Source organism: Arthrobacter cheniae (assembly GCF_003602275.1).
Lineage (GTDB): Bacteria > Actinomycetota > Actinomycetes > Actinomycetales > Micrococcaceae > Arthrobacter_D > Arthrobacter_D cheniae.
The window spans coordinates 54,680-71,824 of record NZ_QZVT01000005.1 but is presented as its reverse complement, the minus strand read 5'-3'; the positions used below and the strand labels follow the sequence as shown (position 1 = coordinate 71,824).

The following is a 17,145-nucleotide window of genomic DNA, read 5'->3' as shown; positions in this document are numbered from 1 at the left end:
TAGGGTGGTGCGGGTGAGTGAGACGACGACACCAGACCTGCAGACCCGCATCTTCACGCTCGGCCCGGACGAGGACCCATCGGCCGACGGGCGCTTCGCCAAGTGGCTGAACGCCGAGGGGATCGGTTTCCACGAAGGTACCTTCGATCCGGAGGACATCCCGCTCTACCTGCAGGCCTACCGGGCGGACGAGCGTGTGCTGTGGGGCGTCCACGACACCGCCCAGCCGGCCGAAGCCCTCGATGCAGATTTCCCGGTGGCCACCTACGGCACGATGGTGCACACCCTGAACGTCGGCGCGGCGCTCATCGACGTGCATCAGATCACCGCGGTGACCGTCCGGGCCAGCCACCGGCGCCAGGGAATCCTGCGGTCGATGATGACGAGGGACCTGCGCGAGGCCAGGGACCGGGGGCTTCCCGTCGCCATCCTGACGGCATCGGAGGCCACGATCTACGGCCGATTCGGGTTCGGCTGCGCCACGCTCACGCACTCGATCGAGGTGGATGTCCGGGAACGCTTCGAGGTGACCGCCCGCGCGACCGGCACGACGACGCTCGTGGCGCGGGAGCATGCGGTGCGCCTTGCGGAGCAGGTCTTCACCGCTTTCGACGCTTCGACCTTCGGATCCGTGGGGCGGCAGTACGCCTACGCGCGCCGGGCCTCGGGCGAGTGGGGCCGGGAGCGCCCGGTCGAGGACAGGGCCGTCCGCCTGGCCGTGCACTACGACGCAGCCGGCACGCCTGCGGGATACGTGACCTACCGATTCGCGGGCTGGGAGACCACGCCCTATACCGTGAAGGTCGTGGACCTAGTAGCGAGTACCCCCTCGGCCTACCTCGAACTGTGGCGCTATCTCGGTTCCCTCGACCTGGTGCAGGTGGTCACCTGGGACGAGGCCCGTCGGGACGATGCCCTTCCATGGGCCCTGCGGGACCGGCGCTGTTACGGTGTCAAGGGCACGGACGACGTCCTCTGGGTCCGCATGCTCGACGTGCCTGCCGCGCTGGGGCAGCGGTCGTACCGGGGCAGCGGGAAGATCGTCCTCGAGGTCCTGGACGATCTCGGGCTGGCGAACGGGTCCTTCTCCCTGGCTGTCGCCGACGGGGTCGCGGTGGTCGAGCCGCTCGAGGGCGCGCAGACCGCCGATGTCACACTCACCGTCAATGCCCTCGGCTCGCTGTACCTCGGCGGAGTGCAGGCCTCCACCCTCGCGGCTGCCGGCGGTCTCACCGCCCACACCGACGACGCGGTGGCGCTGCTGGATGCACTGTTCGGACTCGCGCAGGAGCCCTACTGCATCACCCACTTCTAGTTCCGACGACGACGCTCCCGGCTGCGGCGCCGGAAGGGACATCTGCTTTGACGGTCTTGGGGGCCGCGGATAGACTAGACAGGCGCGTAGTGCGCCCTGGCGGGTTCCGGCAACAGCCGACGTCCTCCCGGGAGCACCACCACTCCTGAATCTTCCGAGGTTCATTCCATTTCGTCCACATCCGGACATCGGAACCCGCTCCAGCCCGGCTGGAACTGCGGTGTCTCCCATGACCGGAGCACGTCATCATCCACAACGGAGTCCCAACTACATGACCATCACCACCACCGAGAAGCAAGGTGCCCCCGTCGTCGCCATCAACGACATCGGCACCGCTGAGGACTTTCTCGCAGCGATCGACGCAACCATCAAGTACTTCAACGACGGAGATCTCGTCGAGGGTACGGTCGTCAAGGTTGACCGCGACGAGGTCCTGCTCGACATCGGTTACAAGACCGAGGGTGTCATTCCTTCCCGTGAGCTGTCCATCAAGCACGACGTCGATCCCGGAGACGTCGTCTCCGTGGGCGATCAGGTCGAGGCTCTGGTTCTCACCAAGGAAGACAAAGAAGGCCGACTGATCCTGTCCAAGAAGCGTGCTCAGTACGAGCGCGCCTGGGGCGACATCGAGAAGGTCAAGGAAGAAGACGGCGTCGTCACCGGTACCGTCATCGAGGTCGTCAAGGGTGGCCTCATCCTGGACATCGGCCTGCGCGGCTTCCTGCCCGCGTCCCTCGTCGAGATGCGTCGTGTTCGCGACCTGGCTCCGTACATCGGCCAGCAGATCGAAGCGAAGATCATCGAGCTCGACAAGAACCGCAACAACGTCGTGCTGTCGCGTCGTGCGTGGCTCGAGCAGACCCAGTCCGAGGTCCGCTCGACGTTCCTCAACAAGCTCGAGAAGGGCCAGGTCCGTCCGGGCGTCGTCTCCTCGATCGTCAACTTCGGTGCATTCGTGGACCTCGGCGGCGTCGACGGCCTCGTCCACGTCTCCGAGCTGTCCTGGAAGCACATCGACCACCCGTCCGAGGTCGTCGAGGTCGGTCAGGAAGTCACCGTGGAGGTACTCGAGGTCGATCTCGATCGCGAGCGCGTCTCGCTGTCGCTGAAGGCCACCCAGGAAGATCCATGGCAGACCTTCGCACGCACGCACGCCCTGGGCCAGGTTGTCCCGGGTAAGGTCACGAAGCTCGTTCCGTTCGGCGCGTTCGTTCGCGTCGAAGACGGCATCGAAGGCCTCGTGCACATCTCCGAGCTCGCGGTCCGCCACGTCGAACTGGCCGAGCAGGTCGTCTCCGTGGGCGACGAGCTCTTCGTCAAGGTCATCGACATCGACCTCGAACGCCGCCGGATCTCCCTCAGCCTCAAGCAGGCCAACGAGGGTGTCGACGCCGACAGCACCGAGTTCGATCCGGCGCTGTACGGTATGGCTGCCGAGTACGACGAAGAGGGCAACTACAAGTACCCGGAGGGCTTCGACCCCGAGTCGAACGAATGGCTCGAGGGCTACGAGACCCAGCGCGCTGCCTGGGAGGCTCAGTACGCCGAGGCCCAGTCACGCTGGGAGTCCCACAAGAAGCAGGTTGTGCAGCACGCGTCCGATGACGCCGCTGCAGCGAACGAGCCTGTGGAGTCGAACTCGACGAGCTACTCCTCGGAGCCCGTCGTCGCCGACACCGGATCGGGCACGCTCGCCTCGGACGAGGCGCTCGCGGCTCTCCGTGAGAAGCTGACCGGAGCGTAAGCTACCTCATAGCTGAACCGAAGAAGGCCCCCGTCCACTGGACGGGGGCCTTTTTCATCTGTGTGCGTAGGCCTGTCTCCTACCGCCTGGTCGAGACCGTCACGGTGAACCGCGGAGAGCGTTCCAGCTGGCGCGTAGGTCCGATGACGCGTTCGAGCACGGGCCGGTAGCGGAGGTGACTGTTCCAGACGGTCCACAGCTCACCACCTGGCGAGAGGACGCGGGCGCACGCGTCGAAGAGCCGGTGGGCGATACCCGCGTGCACCGTACTGCCGATGTGGAAGGGTGGATTGAGGACGATCACGCGGGCGGATGCGTCCGGGACGAGCGACAGTGCGTCATCCCGGGTGACCTCGATGCGGCCGGCGACGCCGTTCGCTATGGCAGTCGCCGTCGTCGATGCGGCAGCCGACGCAGACTGGTCCGTCGCAAGGATGCTGAGGCCGGGAGTGCACAGCGCGAGGTAGGACGAGATGGCACCGTTCCCGCTGCCGAGGTCGATGATCGCTCCGGGCCGATCCCGCTTGGTGGAAGCGGCTGCCGCCGGGGGGAGTGCTCGGCCGATTCCGCGCAGGTGGGGGAGCAGGAGGCGCGTCCCGGGGTCGAGCGACGCACCACCGAAGGTGGCACCGAAGGCGCGCAGCTCCAGTGGCCGGTCAAGGCCGACGTCGTATGTGGCCCGCCGTGGAAACGTGGTGGGAGGGACTGGACGGGGCCCGGCCGCGATGAGGACACGCGACTTCTGCCGGGCGAGACTTGCGGTGACTGAGCCGAAGTACCGTCCGAGGATCGCATTCATGGAGACGGACATGTGCTTGATCCGCCCCGCGGCCAGCACCTGGACGTCCGGTCGGGCGTGGGCGGCGATGGTCCATGCGAGCTCATCGAGTTCATCGAGCGAGCGCGGCAGTCGCAGCAGCACGGTCGAGACGTCGTCGAGCAGGGCCGGAGTCAGGGGGAGGGATCGGTACGCATCCCGCAGGCCCTGGTCCTCGGCGTTGAGTGCGAGAGCCCGTTCGTGCACGATACCGTCCTGGAACGCGCGGATACCGCTGCCGCCCGTCAGATCCGCAGCTCCGAGGGTGAGTGCGCCGTAGGAGTCATTGATCGTCGCGATCATGCCCGGCGATCGGAGTCTGTCGGCGGCGAGACCGAGGAGGAGTCGGTCGGCTGCGTCGACGGCGACCAGTTCCGGTGCCTCGATATCGGGACGACGGCGCAGCAGGTCGAGGTTCAACGGGGTCACCCGCTCCATCCTAGGTGCCGCGACGGTTCCGCGGACCTGCACGCCCGGTCAGGGAGGGATGGTACCGGCATCAGGGTCACGGCTGCCGGGATCACTGTCATCAGGCGCGGCGTCGAAGAGCCAGTCGAGGGAGGGACCAGCCGATCGGACGACATCCGCCTCGGCCGGTTCGGTGTCGGGTCCGGGCCCGGCGTCGCCGGCTGAGTCGGTACTGTAGGGGGCTCTCGGTGGCGGGGGCAGACCGTCGATCAATTCGTTCGCCGCGTGCGCGAGGAGGTCGCGCTGAAGGGGCGGGAGGGTGAAGGAGCCGTGCAGGTAGGCTTCCACCTCGTACTCGCCGGCGTCTCCGCCGAGGCCGAAGTAGTGCAGCCAGAGTTGGCTCGCTTCGATCTGTGCATGACGAACCGCCCGGAGGAGGTTGACCCGCTGGAATTCGTGATCTGGATGGTTCTCCACGGGCTGCGCCTTCAGTGGGAGCTGCCGGCGGTGCCGTTGATGACGGAGAGGGCTACGGCTTTCAGGTCGGTCTTCGTGGAGGCCGCCTCGGTCAGCATGCGTCGCATGGCGGTGTCTGCATCGAGGCCGTGTCGTTCCATGAGGACGCCCCGCGCCGTATGGATGAGGTCCCTGGTGGCCAGGGCGTGCTGAAGGGCCTTGCTCGCCGCGGCGGGAGCAGTGTCCGGTTGGGCGGTACCGAGCAGCGTCGCGGCCGGGGAGGCGAGAAGGACCAGCTGCTTGCGATCCTGGGCGGAGAAGGCGGAGGGAAGGGGTGAGTACACCTTGAGGGCGCCGATGCTCCTCCTGTCATGGACGAGCGCGATGCTCAGGGTGGAGCGCAGCGGAAGATCGGCGACGGCTTCTCTCCACAGCGGCCATCGGTCGTCGGTCCGGACGTCGTCGATCTGCACTGTCGACTCAGCAGCCCAGGCCGTGAGGCACGGGCCCTGGCCGAGCTCGTACTGCAGCTCGTCGGCTGCCGCCACGACATCGTCGGTGTAGCCCGTGCTCCGCTTCCGGCCCTGATCGTCGATGAGGGACACGCCGGCTCCGAGGGACCCGGGTACCGACTTTTTCACGGCCTCCGCAAGGTCCTCAACCGCCTCGCTGGCCTTCGAATCCGTCAGCAGGAGGCCCTTGAGCCTGGCGAAGACGAAAGTCAGTTCTTCCATCGGTGAAGTCACAGTTCCAGCCTCGGCAACAGGGTCGTCTTGATCGAGTACGAAGTTACAGGATACACAGCGGACACCCCTCACCATCGGCCACACGCGGCCTCGCGCGGGTGCCATTGAGGGGCTACCGCTACACGGCTTCCGGTGCGCTGGTCCATCCGGCGACGGGAGAGAAGGTGCTTGCCCCTCGCCGCCGGCGATCCCTAGGGTGGAATCACTCAGCATGCTTCTGAATTGAACTAGGAGTTGACGTGACCGGATCACCAGGCCGTGACGAACTGCCCCTGCCCGACTACGACCACATCCCCCTCGGGACGTTACCGACACGCATCACGGGGCTCGATGAGGGGGGCCTGCAAGCGTTGCTCGACTACGAGGAAGCCCATGGCGATCGCCTGCCCGTGAAGCTGGTGCTGCAGCAGCGGCTCCGCGCGGTGCAGGGCGGTGCGGACCTGTCCGAGGGCGCGGGAACCTCGCTGCCGGAAGTCGGGAGCACCGCCGGCGGATCACCGGTGAGCCCTGCGACGTCCGGTCCGCCGATCAACCCGCCGTCTCAAGGGGACCCGACCAACCCGGCCCAGCCGCGGTAGTCGTGGATCGGCATGCCGCCCGCCCTATGCGGCGGGCGGCACTTCTGCGAGGAGGTTCTTGTCCTCCACGAGCGCCAGCGAGAGGGTCTTGTAGCCGACCGAGTCGAACAGGACCGTGATGATGCCCTCCTCGTAGCCCATGACGGTGCCGGGTCCCCACTCCGGATGTTCTACCGTCGCGTCGACCTCGAAGGGCACATCATCCTCTCCGGCGGGCGTCGCTCCTGCCGGCTCGGGAGCCCGGACCGCGGATGCCTCCCGTGCGCAGTTGCCGCAGTTACCGCAGGGCTCCGGGAGTTCCTCCCCGAAGTAGGCAAGCAGGAACTGTCGGCGGCACCCCTTCGTCTCGGCGTAGCGGCGGGCCATCTCGACACGTGACTGATCGATCCGCTCCCGGTTCTCCGCCTGCTCCACCACTCTCTCGACGGCCTCGTCCGCGGTGATCTTCCTGGCCCGGTAGCCCTTCACCCCGTCACCGATGCTCTCCGACGCCGCGAGCAGGTTGAGGAGCCCGGTCAGTTTACGCGGGGAAAGGCCCGACAGCTCCTTCAGTTTTTTCATCTTCACCGGCTTGTCCTGGGCGGCGATGAGCAGAAACAGTTCGCGGACCTGCGTACGGTTGACTGACTTCGCAGCGAAGAATCGTCGCAGGGACAGATCCTCAGGGCGGTAGTGCAGAACGGCCTGTGTGTCGAGCCCGTCACGGCCACCACGGCCGATCTCCTGGTAGTAGCTGTCCAGGGAGTCCGAGATGTCCGCATGCACGACAAAGCGCACGTCCGGCTTGTCGATGCCCATGCCGAAGGCCGTCGTCGCGACGACGATATCGATCGAGCCGTCGAGGAAGCCCTCGTGGACAGCTTCGCGTTCGCTCTTCAGCCGCCCGGCGTGATAAACGTCCGCACTCCGCCCATGTTCCTGCAGCTCGGAGGCGAGCCTGTCGGCCGCCTTCTTCGTCGCGGCATAGACGAGCCCCGGCCCGGCGAGTCCGAGAACGTGGTCGCGGACGGCTCGCTGCTTCTCGTCCCCCTCGACATGCTGCATGACGTCGAGGAAGATATTCGGGCGGTCGAAGCCCTCGGCCATGACGACCGGGTCCTTCAGGTGGAGCCTCTCGACGATCTCTTTCTGCACGGGGCGGGAGGCCGTCGCCGTGAGGGCGATCACCGGCACCTGGAGTTCGCGCACGAGGTGGCCCAGCTGCAGGTAGTCCGGCCGGAAATCGTGTCCCCACGACGAGACGCAGTGCGCCTCGTCGACGACGACCAGTGAGACGTCGAGGGCGCGCAGGCGTGCCGCGACGTCGTCCCGCGCGACCTGCTCGGGGGCCAGGAACAGGAACTTCGCGCGCGTGGACTCGTCGTCGTCGTCCGCCGCCTCCCACGCCGCAGCGACCTCGCTCTTCCTCATGCTCGAATTGATGGCAAGGGCCCGGGTGGCGCCTGCGTGTTCGTTGATCGACTCCGCCTGGTCGTGCTGTAGGGCGATCAAGGGGGAGATGACGACGGCGACGCCGGGAAGCGCCATCGCAGGCACCTGGTAGATCGCCGACTTCCCGGACCCGGTGGGCATGACGCACAGGACGCTGTGACCTTCGAGCACCGCCTCCATGGCCCGCTCCTGGCCGGGGCGCAGATCGTCCCAGCCGAAGGTGGAGGCGGCGGTGTCCTGAAGGTCCTGGAGGGTGATCGTCACGGTTCTCCTCGATAAGAAGTAAGTGCACTGAGCGTATTCATGGGTCCCGCCATTTCCCGAGTTGCCCTCTGCGCCCGACGGTCCCTTGACAGCCGGAGGGACCTTCGGAAAGCACGGGCGAGGACGGGCTAGGGTGTGCTCATGCTGCGCATCGGACTGACTGGAGGGATTGCGGCCGGAAAATCCGCCGTTGCCGCCGAACTCGGGCGCCTCGGGGCCGTCATCGTGGATGCCGACCTCCTGGCGCGGGCCGTGGTCGAGCCGGGGACCGAGGGCCTCGACGAGGTCGTGGCCGCCTTCGGGCCAGGAGTCCTTGGAGCGGACGGCGCGCTGGACCGACCTGCGCTGGGTCGCCTCGTTTTCCGCGACCGCTCCGAGCGGGAGCGGCTCAACGCTATCGTCCATCCCCGCGTCCGCGCAGAAGCCGCCCGGTTGATCGCGCGGGCCCCCGGCGACGCAGTGGTGGTCGAGGACATCCCCCTGCTGGTCGAGACGCGCCAGGCCGCCCGGTTCCACCTGGTGATCGTCGTCGATGCGCCGGACGAACAGCGGATCGCGCGGATGGTCGAGCGGCGGGGTATCGATCCGGGCGACGCCCGGCAGCGCATCACCGCGCAGGCCTCCCGCGCGGATCGCCTCGCCGCCGCGGACGCCGTCCTCGTGAACGACCGTGCGCTCAATGACCTCCTCACCGCGACGACCGTCCTGTGGGAACGCCGGATCGTGCCGTTCCGCGACAATCTTGCGGCCGGCAGGCCGGCTCCACGGTCCGACGGTCCGGAGGTGTCCCCAACCCTTGCTGGCGCTGGCGCTGGTGCTGGTGCTGGTGCTGGTGCTGTGGACACCGCGGTGTCTTCCGCCGACGTCGTAGCCGGCGGGGACGCTGCGGCGTGGGGCCTTCCGGGAACCAGCGGACTCGAGAGGCGTATGACGGGCAAACTGGTGGCAGCACTGCCGGCCGGGATGCGCGTCGGGTCGGCTGCGCCGGGATCGGCCACCCAGGGGTTGGATCGAACGGACGACGTCGTTCGGGCGCACCTGCAGGTTCGCCTCGGTCAGGAGGACGATCGAGCGGAGGCTTCGACGGTCGTGACGGCAGCCGGTTTTCCGCGCGACGCCGAGCGGGGCGGGTCCCCATCGACTGGTGCGCTCGTCCTGCATCGCTCGGCCGATCCGGCGATCGATGTCACGGTCACCATTTCCTCCCCACCGCGACCGGACTGAAGGGCTCGGCCGAGCAGCGCGGCCTTTCAGCCGCGAGCAAATCCGGGGGGAAGTGTCACCGGCAGGGACTACCGTTAAGGCATGAGTCTTGCGCAGGATATCAAGCGTGTCGTGGCGCCTTTCGAGGTCATCAGCGAGTTCCAGCCGGCCGGTGACCAGCCCACCGCCATCAAGGAACTGGCCGAGCGGATCAACGCCGGGGAGAAGGATGTCGTCCTGCTCGGGGCCACCGGGACGGGCAAGAGCGCGACCACCGCCTGGCTGATCGAACAGGTGCAGCGGCCCACGCTCGTCATGGTGCAGAACAAGACCCTCGCGGCGCAGCTCGCCAACGAGTTCAGGGAGCTGCTGCCCAACAACGCGGTCGAGTACTTCGTCTCCTACTACGACTACTACCAGCCCGAGGCGTACGTCCCGCAGACGGACACGTTCATCGAGAAGGACTCCTCGATCAACGAGGAGGTGGAGCGGCTGCGTCACTCCGCGACCAATGCGCTGCTGACTCGCAGGGACGTCATCGTCGTTGCCACGGTGTCATGCATCTACGGCCTCGGTACGCCCGAGGAGTACATCAACAAGATGGTCACGCTGCGCCGCGGGGACCAGATGAACAGGGATGAGCTGCTGCGGCAGTTCGTCGGCATGCAGTACACGCGCAATGACATCGACTTCCACCGCGGCACCTTCCGCGTGCGCGGCGACACCGTCGAGATCATCCCCATGTACGAGGAGCACGCCCTCCGCATCGAGTTCTTCGGCGACGAGGTCGAGAACATCTACACCCTCGACCCCCTGACGGGCAACGTCATCCGCGAGGAGGAGGAGATGTACGTCTTCCCTGCGTCGCACTACGTGGCCGGCGAGGACCGCATGACGCGTGCCATCAAGGACATCGAGGATGAACTGCAGCAGCGGCTCGCCGAGTTCGAATCGCAGAACAAGCTCGTCGAGGCGCAGCGGCTGCGTATGCGGGTGACCTACGACCTCGAGATGATGCAGCAGATGGGCTTTTGCAACGGCATCGAGAACTACTCCCGGCACATCGACGGTCGCGGGCCGGCGTCGGCGCCGCACTGCCTGATCGACTACTTCCCCGACGACTTCCTGCTCGTCGTCGACGAGTCGCACGTGACCATCCCCCAGATCGGCGCGATGTACGAGGGCGACTCCTCGCGCAAGCGGACCCTCGTGGATCACGGTTTCCGCCTGCCCTCCGCGATGGACAACCGCCCGCTGAAGTGGGACGAGTTCCTCGAGCGCATCGGCCAGACGGTCTACCTCTCGGCGACGCCGGGCAAGTACGAGCTGGGCAAGGCCGATGGTTTCGTGCAGCAGATCATCCGCCCCACGGGCCTCATCGATCCGGAGATCGTCGTGAAGCCGACCAAGGGTCAGATCGACGACCTCCTGGGGGAGATCCGGAAGCGCGTGGAGATCAACGAGCGCGTGCTCGTCACCACCCTCACCAAGCGCATGGCGGAGGACCTCACCGGCTACCTGCTCGAGCACGGCGTGAAGGTCGAGTACCTGCACTCGGACGTGGACACCCTGCGGCGCGTGGAACTCCTGCGCGAGCTCCGCATGGGGACGTTCGACGTCCTGGTCGGCATCAACCTGCTCCGCGAAGGACTCGACCTGCCCGAGGTGTCGCTCGTCAGTATCCTCGACGCCGACAAGGAGGGTTTCCTCCGGAGTGCCACCTCCCTCATCCAGACCATCGGCCGCGCAGCCCGTAACGTGTCCGGCGAGGTCCACATGTACGCGGACCGCATCACCGACTCCATGGCACGGGCGATCGACGAGACGAACAGGCGCCGTGAGATCCAGGTCGCCCACAACCTCGAGCACGGCATCGATCCCACCCCCCTGCGCAAGCGGATCGCTGACATCACCGACACGATCAATCGCGAGGACGCGGACACGCGCGCGCTCCTGGAGGAAGCGGGGAAGGGCAGGAAGCCGAAGAAGGGCGTAGCGCGCCACACCGGGCTCGCCTCGGTGCCGGCCGAAGATCTCACCGATCTCATCCAGCAGCTCACGGACCAGATGCACGCCGCCGCCGGCGAGCTGCAGTTCGAGCTCGCCGGCCGCCTCCGGGACGAGGTCGGCGACCTGAAGAAGGAACTCCGGCAGATGCAGTCCGCCGGGCATGCCTAGCTCCACCGCTGCGGAACCGGGCGCGCCGGCCGGAGCCGCTATCGTCCTGGTCTGCGAGGTGAGGGAGCTGCAGTGGCGTGGGCGGCACCCTGACAAGCCGTTCCTTGTCCAGCGATGAACCTCGTTGGGTAGCTTCCAGCTGTCCGGGTACCATTGTTGGAACGTAGGGGAGTATCCCAAGCGCTACGAACGTCAACACGCAGGGCACCGTCGCCCAGCCGGACGTAGCGGTCAGCCGGCTGAAGGCCGCGGCGGAGAGACTTACGGACATTCATTGCATCCTCCGGAAGGTACTCCATGCCCGAATTGCCCCTGATATTCGAGATCGGCACGTTCGTCGTGCTCGGTATCATCCTGCTGTTCGATCTGCTGCTCGTCCTGAAACGCCCGCATGAGCCCTCCATGAAGGAGGCCGGTCTCTGGGTCACCTTTTACGTGGGACTCGCGCTCGTGTTCGCGGCGTTGATGTTCGTGTTCACCGGGCCGGAGTACGGCGGCCAGTTCGTCGCAGGTTGGATCACCGAATACAGCCTGAGCATCGACAACCTCTTCGTGTTCATCATCATCATGGCCCGCTTCTCGGTACCGAGGAAGTACCAGCAGGAAGTGCTCATGGTGGGCATCATCATCGCGCTGATCCTCCGCGGGATCTTCATCGCCCTGGGCGCCGCGGTGATCGAGAACTTCAGCTGGATCTTCTACATCTTCGGTGCCTTCCTCCTGTACACGGCCTACAAGCAGGCCACCGACTCGGGGGAGGACGAGGAGCACGCGGGCGACAACAAGCTGATCTCCAAGCTCAAGTCGGTCCTGCCGATGTCCGAGTCCTACGACGGCAACAAGGTGCGGACCGTCGTCGACGGCAAGAAGGTCTTCACCCCGATGCTGATCGTCTTCGTGACGATCGGCCTCACGGACCTGCTCTTCGCGGTCGATTCCATCCCCGCGATCTTCGGTCTGACGCAGAGCGCCTTCATCGTCTTCACGGCGAACATCTTCGCCCTCATGGGCTTGCGCCAGCTCTACTTCCTGCTCGGCGGCCTCATGACGCGCCTGATCTACCTCAAGCACGCCCTCTCCGTGATCCTCGCGTTCATCGGTGTGAAACTGATTCTGCACGCGATGCACGTCAATGAACTGCCGTTCATCAACGGCGGAGAGCACATCGAGTGGGCGCCCGAGATCCCGACCTTCGTCTCGTTGGCCGTCATCGTGGCTACGATCGTCGTCGCCGTCATCGCCAGCCTGATCCGCTCGCGCGTAACCGACAACAGTGCCGCCCGGTCCGATGCAGCCGGTGAGGTCGCCGACGCTCCCGTCGTCGATGGGGAACTCGACGAGGCTGCGGGTGAGGCCGGGGTCAAGGACCGCCGCCGTTAGTATCTCGGCGTACGGGGTATGACCCACGCCTGCCCTACAGAAGGACCCCGCACGCCGTGCGGGGTCCTTCTGTATGCGCGGCCAATGCCGATGGCTGATGGGGCGACGGGTGCTCACCGAGCGGCAAACCCGTGGGATGGGGCGGCCAGACGTGTTCGCGCCAGGCGCGGCTAGGCGCGAGTCATTGCGAGCAGCCGCTCGAAGATCGCTTCACCGTCGTCGGCGATGCCGTCGTGGTGGAACTCGTCCGTCTCCCAGACCTCGAGGTTGCGGACGGTTGCAGCGGTCCGCAGCGACAGGTCACGGTCGACGTAGATGTCGTGCCGGTAGACCGCTGCGGCCGCCGGGACAGTATTGGTGGCCAGCACGTCCGTGTCATACAGCCGACCCCAGTCCTCCTTCGCAGCGAGGATCTCGGCGACCGGCTGCAGGGGCCTGAGGGCGGGGTCCTCCGTGAAGTACCAGGGGTAGATCATCTCCCCGGTGAGAAGCGTCTCCTTCGCGTCGGCACGGAACTGCGGGTATTCCTCCAGCACGCGCTGCGCGGCCCACGCTGATGCAGCGCCCTGGCAGTAGATCGACTCGTGCAGGACGGCGTAGAGCGGCTGCGCAGCCCGGCTCACCATGCCGTGCACCTGTTCGAGGAAGGTCGCAGAAAGACGTGGGCGGCCGCCGACTGATATGAAGGCGTCCTCGAGCAGGTAGTGGAGCGCGTGAACCCTCGTATTACCGCCGAGGAGCGAACCGACCATCTGGAAGCGCTGCGCTGTCAGGCGTTCGCCGCTGGGAAGGTGCTCCACGACGTCGTCGAGGTGACGAGCTATGCGGGTGACCGTACCGCGGTCCTCGGGGTACCAGGAGAAGTATTGACGGTTGCGTTCTTCCACGCGGGCGAAGGTCGCCCGGTACACGTCGTCCGCAACTCCGGACAGGGGAGCGAGACCACCGGTAATCAGTGCGCGATCGATGCCTTCAGGCGCTGTGGACAGGTAGGTGAGGGTGCAGAAGCCGCCGTAGCTCTGCCCGAACACGGTCCACGGATTGCTGCCGAGCCGCCTGCGGATCAGCTCGGCATCCGCAACGATCGAGTCCGCCCGAAAGTGTGTCAGGTAGTCGGCCTGCTCCTGCGGGCTCCGCAGCGAGGCCAGGGTCGCGGCGTCCGCCGGTGTGGACAAGCCGGTACCCCGCTGGTCGAGCATCAGGATCCGGAACTGTTTCGCCGCAGCCTTCATCCACCCCGTGAGTTGGGTGGACCGGACGCCGCGCCCTCCCGGGCCACCCTGCAGGAAGAGCAGCCAGGGAAGACGGGCGGCGTCGTCGTCGCTGTGGTCCAGGGATGAGTACTCGCGGGCGAACACCTCGATGAGCGGAGAGGCCGGACGGCTGTGGTCCAGGGGAACCTGGAAGAAGTGTGGGGTGGCGCGAAGGCCCCGCATGACGGCGGTCGTGCCGATCACGTGGTCAGCTGTCGGGAGGGCTGCATCCCTTGGATCGGTGGACGAGCGGTTCATCGGAGAGCGGCCACCTCGGCGAGGGCATCGCCCGTCAGCCGGAACGTGCTCCAGCCGGACTGCGGACGCGCACCGAGGCTCTCGTAGAAGCGGATGGACGGCCCGTTCCAGTCCAATACCGACCACTCGACCCGGGCATAGCCGCGGTCCGCGGCGATTCGCGCGAGATTGGCGAGCAGTGCCTTGCCGTGCCCGGCCCCGCGTGCCTCAGGACGTACGTACAGGTCCTCGAGGTAGATGCCGTTGACTCCCTCCCAGGTCGAGTAGTTGAGGAACCACAGGGCGAAGCCCTGCACCTGGTGGTGATCTTCCGCGACGTGGGCGAAGATGGAGGGCCGCTCGCCGAACAGCGCGTTCCGGAGGGACTCGGCGGTGTTCTTCACAGCATCCGGCTCCCGCTCGTAGAGGGCGAGGTCATGAATCAGCTGGAGGATGACCGGGACGTCTGCCGGCCGTGCTTCCCGAATGGTAGTCATACCCCAAGCCTAGCCACGCCGGCTCCCCGAATTATCCCCGCCGGTGGACGCTCCGTCAGGAGGCAGGCGCTCCGACGCCGAGGATCCGTACGACGGCGGTGCCAGCCTCGTCCGACGCCGCCAGGTCCACTTCGGCGTTGATGCCCCAGTCGCCGTTGCCCTCCGGGTCCTTGAGGATCTGCCGGACCTTCCAGGCACCCGGCGTCTTCGTGATGAGCAGGAGATCCGGACCCCGGGCCTCGGGCCCGTCGTCGATGTCCTCGTAATCTCCGAAATAGCCGTCGAGGGCCTCGGCCCACCGGTCCGCGGTCCACCCCGAGTCGGCATCGAGCGCGCCGAGGGCCTCGTCCTGCTCGTCCGCGAACAGTTTCACGCGCTGGAACATCTCGTTGCGCACCATGACGCGGAAAGCCCGCTCGTTCGACGTCACCGACGGCGGTTCCTCGGGCAGGTCCACGGCGTTCACCGCAGCGCCCGTGGTGATGCCGGCCGCGAGCTGCGTCCATTCGTCCAGGAGACTGCTGTCGACCTGGCGGACCAGTTCACCGAGCCACTCCATGATGTCGCTGAGATCCTCCCGCAGGGCCTCGACGGGCACGGTGTGCCGCAACGCCTTGTAGCAGTCGGCGAGGTAGCGGAGGAGGATGCCCTCGGAACGGGTGAGGGAGTAGAAGGCCACATACTCCCCGAAGCTCATGGCCCGCTCGTACATGTCGCGCACCACGGATTTCGGCGCGAGTTCGAAATCGCCGAGCCAGGGAGCGGACGACCGGTACACATCGAAGGCCTGCTGGAGCAATTCCTCGAGCGGCTTTGGGTAGCTGACCTCTTCGAGGCGGGCCATGCGCGCGTCGTAGTCGATGCCTTCGGCCTTCATTGCAGCCACCGCTTCGCCGCGGGCCTTCTTCTCCTGCGCGTTGAGCACCTGACGTGGTTTCTCGAGCGTCGCCTCGATGACGGAGACGACGTCGAGCGCGTAGCCCGGGGCCTCGGGGTCCAGGATCTCCAGGCTGGCGAGGGCAAAGGGGGACAGCGGCTGGTTGAGCGCGAAGTTAGCCTGGAAGTGCACCTTGAGCCGCACCCGTCGTCCATCCGGTTCCGGCTCCGGGAGCTTCTCCACGATGCCCGCTGTGACGAGCTCGCGGTAGATGCCGATAGCCCGCTTCATCAGGCGTAGCTGGGAGGCGCGCGTCTCGTGGTTCTCGCTGAGCAGCCGCTTGGCCGCAATGAAGGGGTCGCCGGGCCGTTCCAGCAGGTTCAGGAGCATCGAATGGCTGACGGAAAACGACGACGTCAGAGGATCCGGGACGCTCTCGACGAGCCGCTCGTACGTGGGCTTACCCCAGGAGACGAAGCCCTGTGGCGGCTTCTTCCGCACCACCTGGCGCAGCTTCTTCTGGTCGTCGCCGAACTTGCCCACCGCCTTCGCCATGGCTTTCACGTTCTCGACGACGTGCTCCGGCGCCTGCACGACGACGGTACCGGCGGTGTCATAGCCCGCGCGCCCCGCCCTGCCTGAGATCTGGTGGAATTCCCGCGCGTTGAGCAGGCGCGTGCGGACGCCGTCGTACTTGCTCAGGGCGGTCAGCAGTACCGTCCGGATGGGCACATTGATTCCGACGCCGAGCGTGTCCGTTCCGCAGATGACTTTCAGCAGGCCGGCTTGCGCGAGCTGTTCGACGAGGCGACGGTACTTGGGGAGCATGCCCGCGTGGTGGACGCCGATGCCGTGACGGACGAGCCGGTTGAGGGTCTTGCCGAAGCCGGCGGAGAACCGGAAGGACGCGATGAGCTCGGCTATGCGGTCCTTCTCCTCGCGCGTGCAGACGTTGACGCTCATCAGGTTCTGGGCGCGCTCGATGGCCTCTGCCTGACTGAAGTGCACCACGTACACCGGCGCCTGCCGAGTGGAGAGCAGTTCCTCGAGGGACTCCTGTACCGGTGTCTCGACGTAGTAGAAGTGCAGCGGGATGGGGCGTTCGACGGAGGTCACGGTGGCAGTCGCGCGGCCCGTCAGTTCGGTCAGGTCCTTCTCGAATCGCGTGACGTCGCCGAGCGTCGCCGACATGATGAGGAACTGGGCCTGCGGCAGTTCGAGCAGCGGCACCTGCCAGGCCCACCCCCGCTGCGGGTCGGAGTAGAAGTGGAATTCGTCCATGACCACCGTGTCGACGTCGGCCGCGGAACCCTCCCTGAGGGCCAGGTTCGCGAGAATCTCCGCCGTGCAGCAGATAATCGGGGCATCCTGATTGACGCCGGAGTCGCCGGTGATCATGCCGACGTTCTCCGGACCGAAGATGTCGCAGAGTGCGAAGAACTTCTCCGAAACGAGCGCCTTGATCGGGGCGGTGTAGTAGCTCGTCCGCCCCTCGGCGAAGGACTTCAGGTGTGCGGCAATCGCGACGAGCGACTTACCGGACCCGGTGGGCGTCGCCAGGATGACGTTGTTCCCCGAGACCAACTCCATCGCCGCCTCGTCCTGGGCGGGGTACAGCGCCAGTCCGCGCGTGGTCGCCCAGGTCGTGAAGGCCTCGTAGACCGCGTCCGCGGTGAGTCGGCCGTCGTCGTGCCGTGGAAGGTGTTCTTGGATCCTCATGGTCCGTTCAGCCTACCGGTGGCGGTGTCGTCCGGAGTTAGG

The 17,145-nt window shown here is 66.5% G+C and carries 13 protein-coding genes; 6 read left to right on the top strand and 7 right to left on the bottom strand.

The window, feature by feature from the left end; translation table 11 throughout:
- Positions 1 to 13: 13 nt before the first annotated feature.
- Together D6T63_RS10575 and rpsA are read left to right on the top strand one after the other, a co-directional pair.
- Positions 14 to 1,315, top strand: a complete 1,302-nt coding sequence (locus tag D6T63_RS10575; protein ID WP_235830682.1) for a GNAT family N-acetyltransferase — start codon at positions 14 to 16, stop codon at positions 1,313 to 1,315.
- A 271-nt stretch (positions 1,316 to 1,586) separates the two neighbouring features.
- On the top strand, positions 1,587 to 3,059 hold the full coding sequence (gene rpsA / locus D6T63_RS10570) for a 30S ribosomal protein S1 (protein WP_120149020.1): 1,473 nt from the start codon (positions 1,587 to 1,589) through the stop codon (positions 3,057 to 3,059).
- 79 nt (positions 3,060 to 3,138) lie between these two features.
- On the opposite strand, the gene D6T63_RS10565 is transcribed toward rpsA, so the two are convergent.
- From D6T63_RS10565 to D6T63_RS10555, 3 genes are read right to left on the bottom strand one after another with little or no spacing between them, the layout of a single operon-like run.
- Entirely contained in the window at positions 3,139 to 4,314 is a 1,176-nt protein-coding gene (locus D6T63_RS10565; RefSeq protein ID WP_120149019.1) for a class I SAM-dependent methyltransferase, read from the bottom strand.
- 39 nt (positions 4,315 to 4,353) lie between these two features.
- The gene (locus D6T63_RS19795) at positions 4,354 to 4,761 is read right to left on the bottom strand and encodes a hypothetical protein (protein ID WP_235830681.1); all 408 of its coding nucleotides are present in this window, start codon (positions 4,759 to 4,761) and stop codon (positions 4,354 to 4,356) included.
- Positions 4,762 to 4,772: 11 nt separating this feature from the next.
- Entirely contained in the window at positions 4,773 to 5,474 is a 702-nt protein-coding gene (locus tag D6T63_RS10555; protein ID WP_182976953.1) for a GAF and ANTAR domain-containing protein, read from the bottom strand.
- A 251-nt stretch (positions 5,475 to 5,725) separates the two neighbouring features.
- Between D6T63_RS10555 and D6T63_RS10550 the strand changes: the two genes are divergently transcribed.
- Positions 5,726 to 6,064 (top strand): hypothetical protein, encoded by a 339-nt coding sequence (locus D6T63_RS10550; protein WP_120149017.1) that lies wholly within the window; start codon positions 5,726 to 5,728, stop codon positions 6,062 to 6,064.
- A gap of 24 nt (positions 6,065 to 6,088) precedes the next feature.
- On the opposite strand, the gene D6T63_RS10545 is transcribed toward D6T63_RS10550, so the two are convergent.
- Positions 6,089 to 7,759, bottom strand: coding sequence for a RecQ family ATP-dependent DNA helicase (locus D6T63_RS10545; RefSeq protein ID WP_235830680.1), 1,671 nt, complete (start codon positions 7,757 to 7,759; stop codon positions 6,089 to 6,091).
- 141 nt (positions 7,760 to 7,900) lie between these two features.
- On the opposite strand from D6T63_RS10545, the gene coaE reads away from it, so the two are divergent.
- From coaE to D6T63_RS10530, 3 genes are all read left to right on the top strand, one after another.
- Complete coding sequence (coaE, locus tag D6T63_RS10540; RefSeq protein ID WP_120149262.1) at positions 7,901 to 8,983, top strand: dephospho-CoA kinase; 1,083 nt, start codon at positions 7,901 to 7,903, stop codon at positions 8,981 to 8,983.
- 81 nt (positions 8,984 to 9,064) lie between these two features.
- A complete protein-coding gene (uvrB, locus tag D6T63_RS10535) occupies positions 9,065 to 11,140 on the top strand; it encodes an excinuclease ABC subunit UvrB (RefSeq protein ID WP_120149016.1) in 2,076 nt (691 codons plus the stop codon).
- 297 nt (positions 11,141 to 11,437) lie between these two features.
- Entirely contained in the window at positions 11,438 to 12,520 is a 1,083-nt protein-coding gene (locus D6T63_RS10530; protein WP_120149015.1) for a TerC family protein, read from the top strand.
- Between the two features lie 170 nt (positions 12,521 to 12,690).
- Here D6T63_RS10530 and D6T63_RS10525 read toward each other — a convergent pair whose 3' ends face one another.
- The 3 genes from D6T63_RS10525 to D6T63_RS10515 are packed head-to-tail and all read right to left on the bottom strand — an operon-like array spanning position 12,691 to position 17,103.
- Positions 12,691 to 14,031, bottom strand: a complete 1,341-nt coding sequence (locus tag D6T63_RS10525) for an alpha/beta fold hydrolase (RefSeq protein ID WP_120149014.1) — start codon at positions 14,029 to 14,031, stop codon at positions 12,691 to 12,693.
- On the bottom strand, positions 14,028 to 14,507 hold the full coding sequence (locus tag D6T63_RS10520; protein WP_120149013.1) for a GNAT family N-acetyltransferase: 480 nt from the start codon (positions 14,505 to 14,507) through the stop codon (positions 14,028 to 14,030). Before D6T63_RS10520 ends, D6T63_RS10525 begins: the two co-directional genes overlap by 4 nt.
- 55 nt (positions 14,508 to 14,562) lie before the next feature.
- Complete coding sequence (locus D6T63_RS10515) at positions 14,563 to 17,103, bottom strand: DEAD/DEAH box helicase (RefSeq protein WP_120149012.1); 2,541 nt, start codon at positions 17,101 to 17,103, stop codon at positions 14,563 to 14,565.
- Between the last annotated feature and the right edge of the window lie 42 nt (positions 17,104 to 17,145).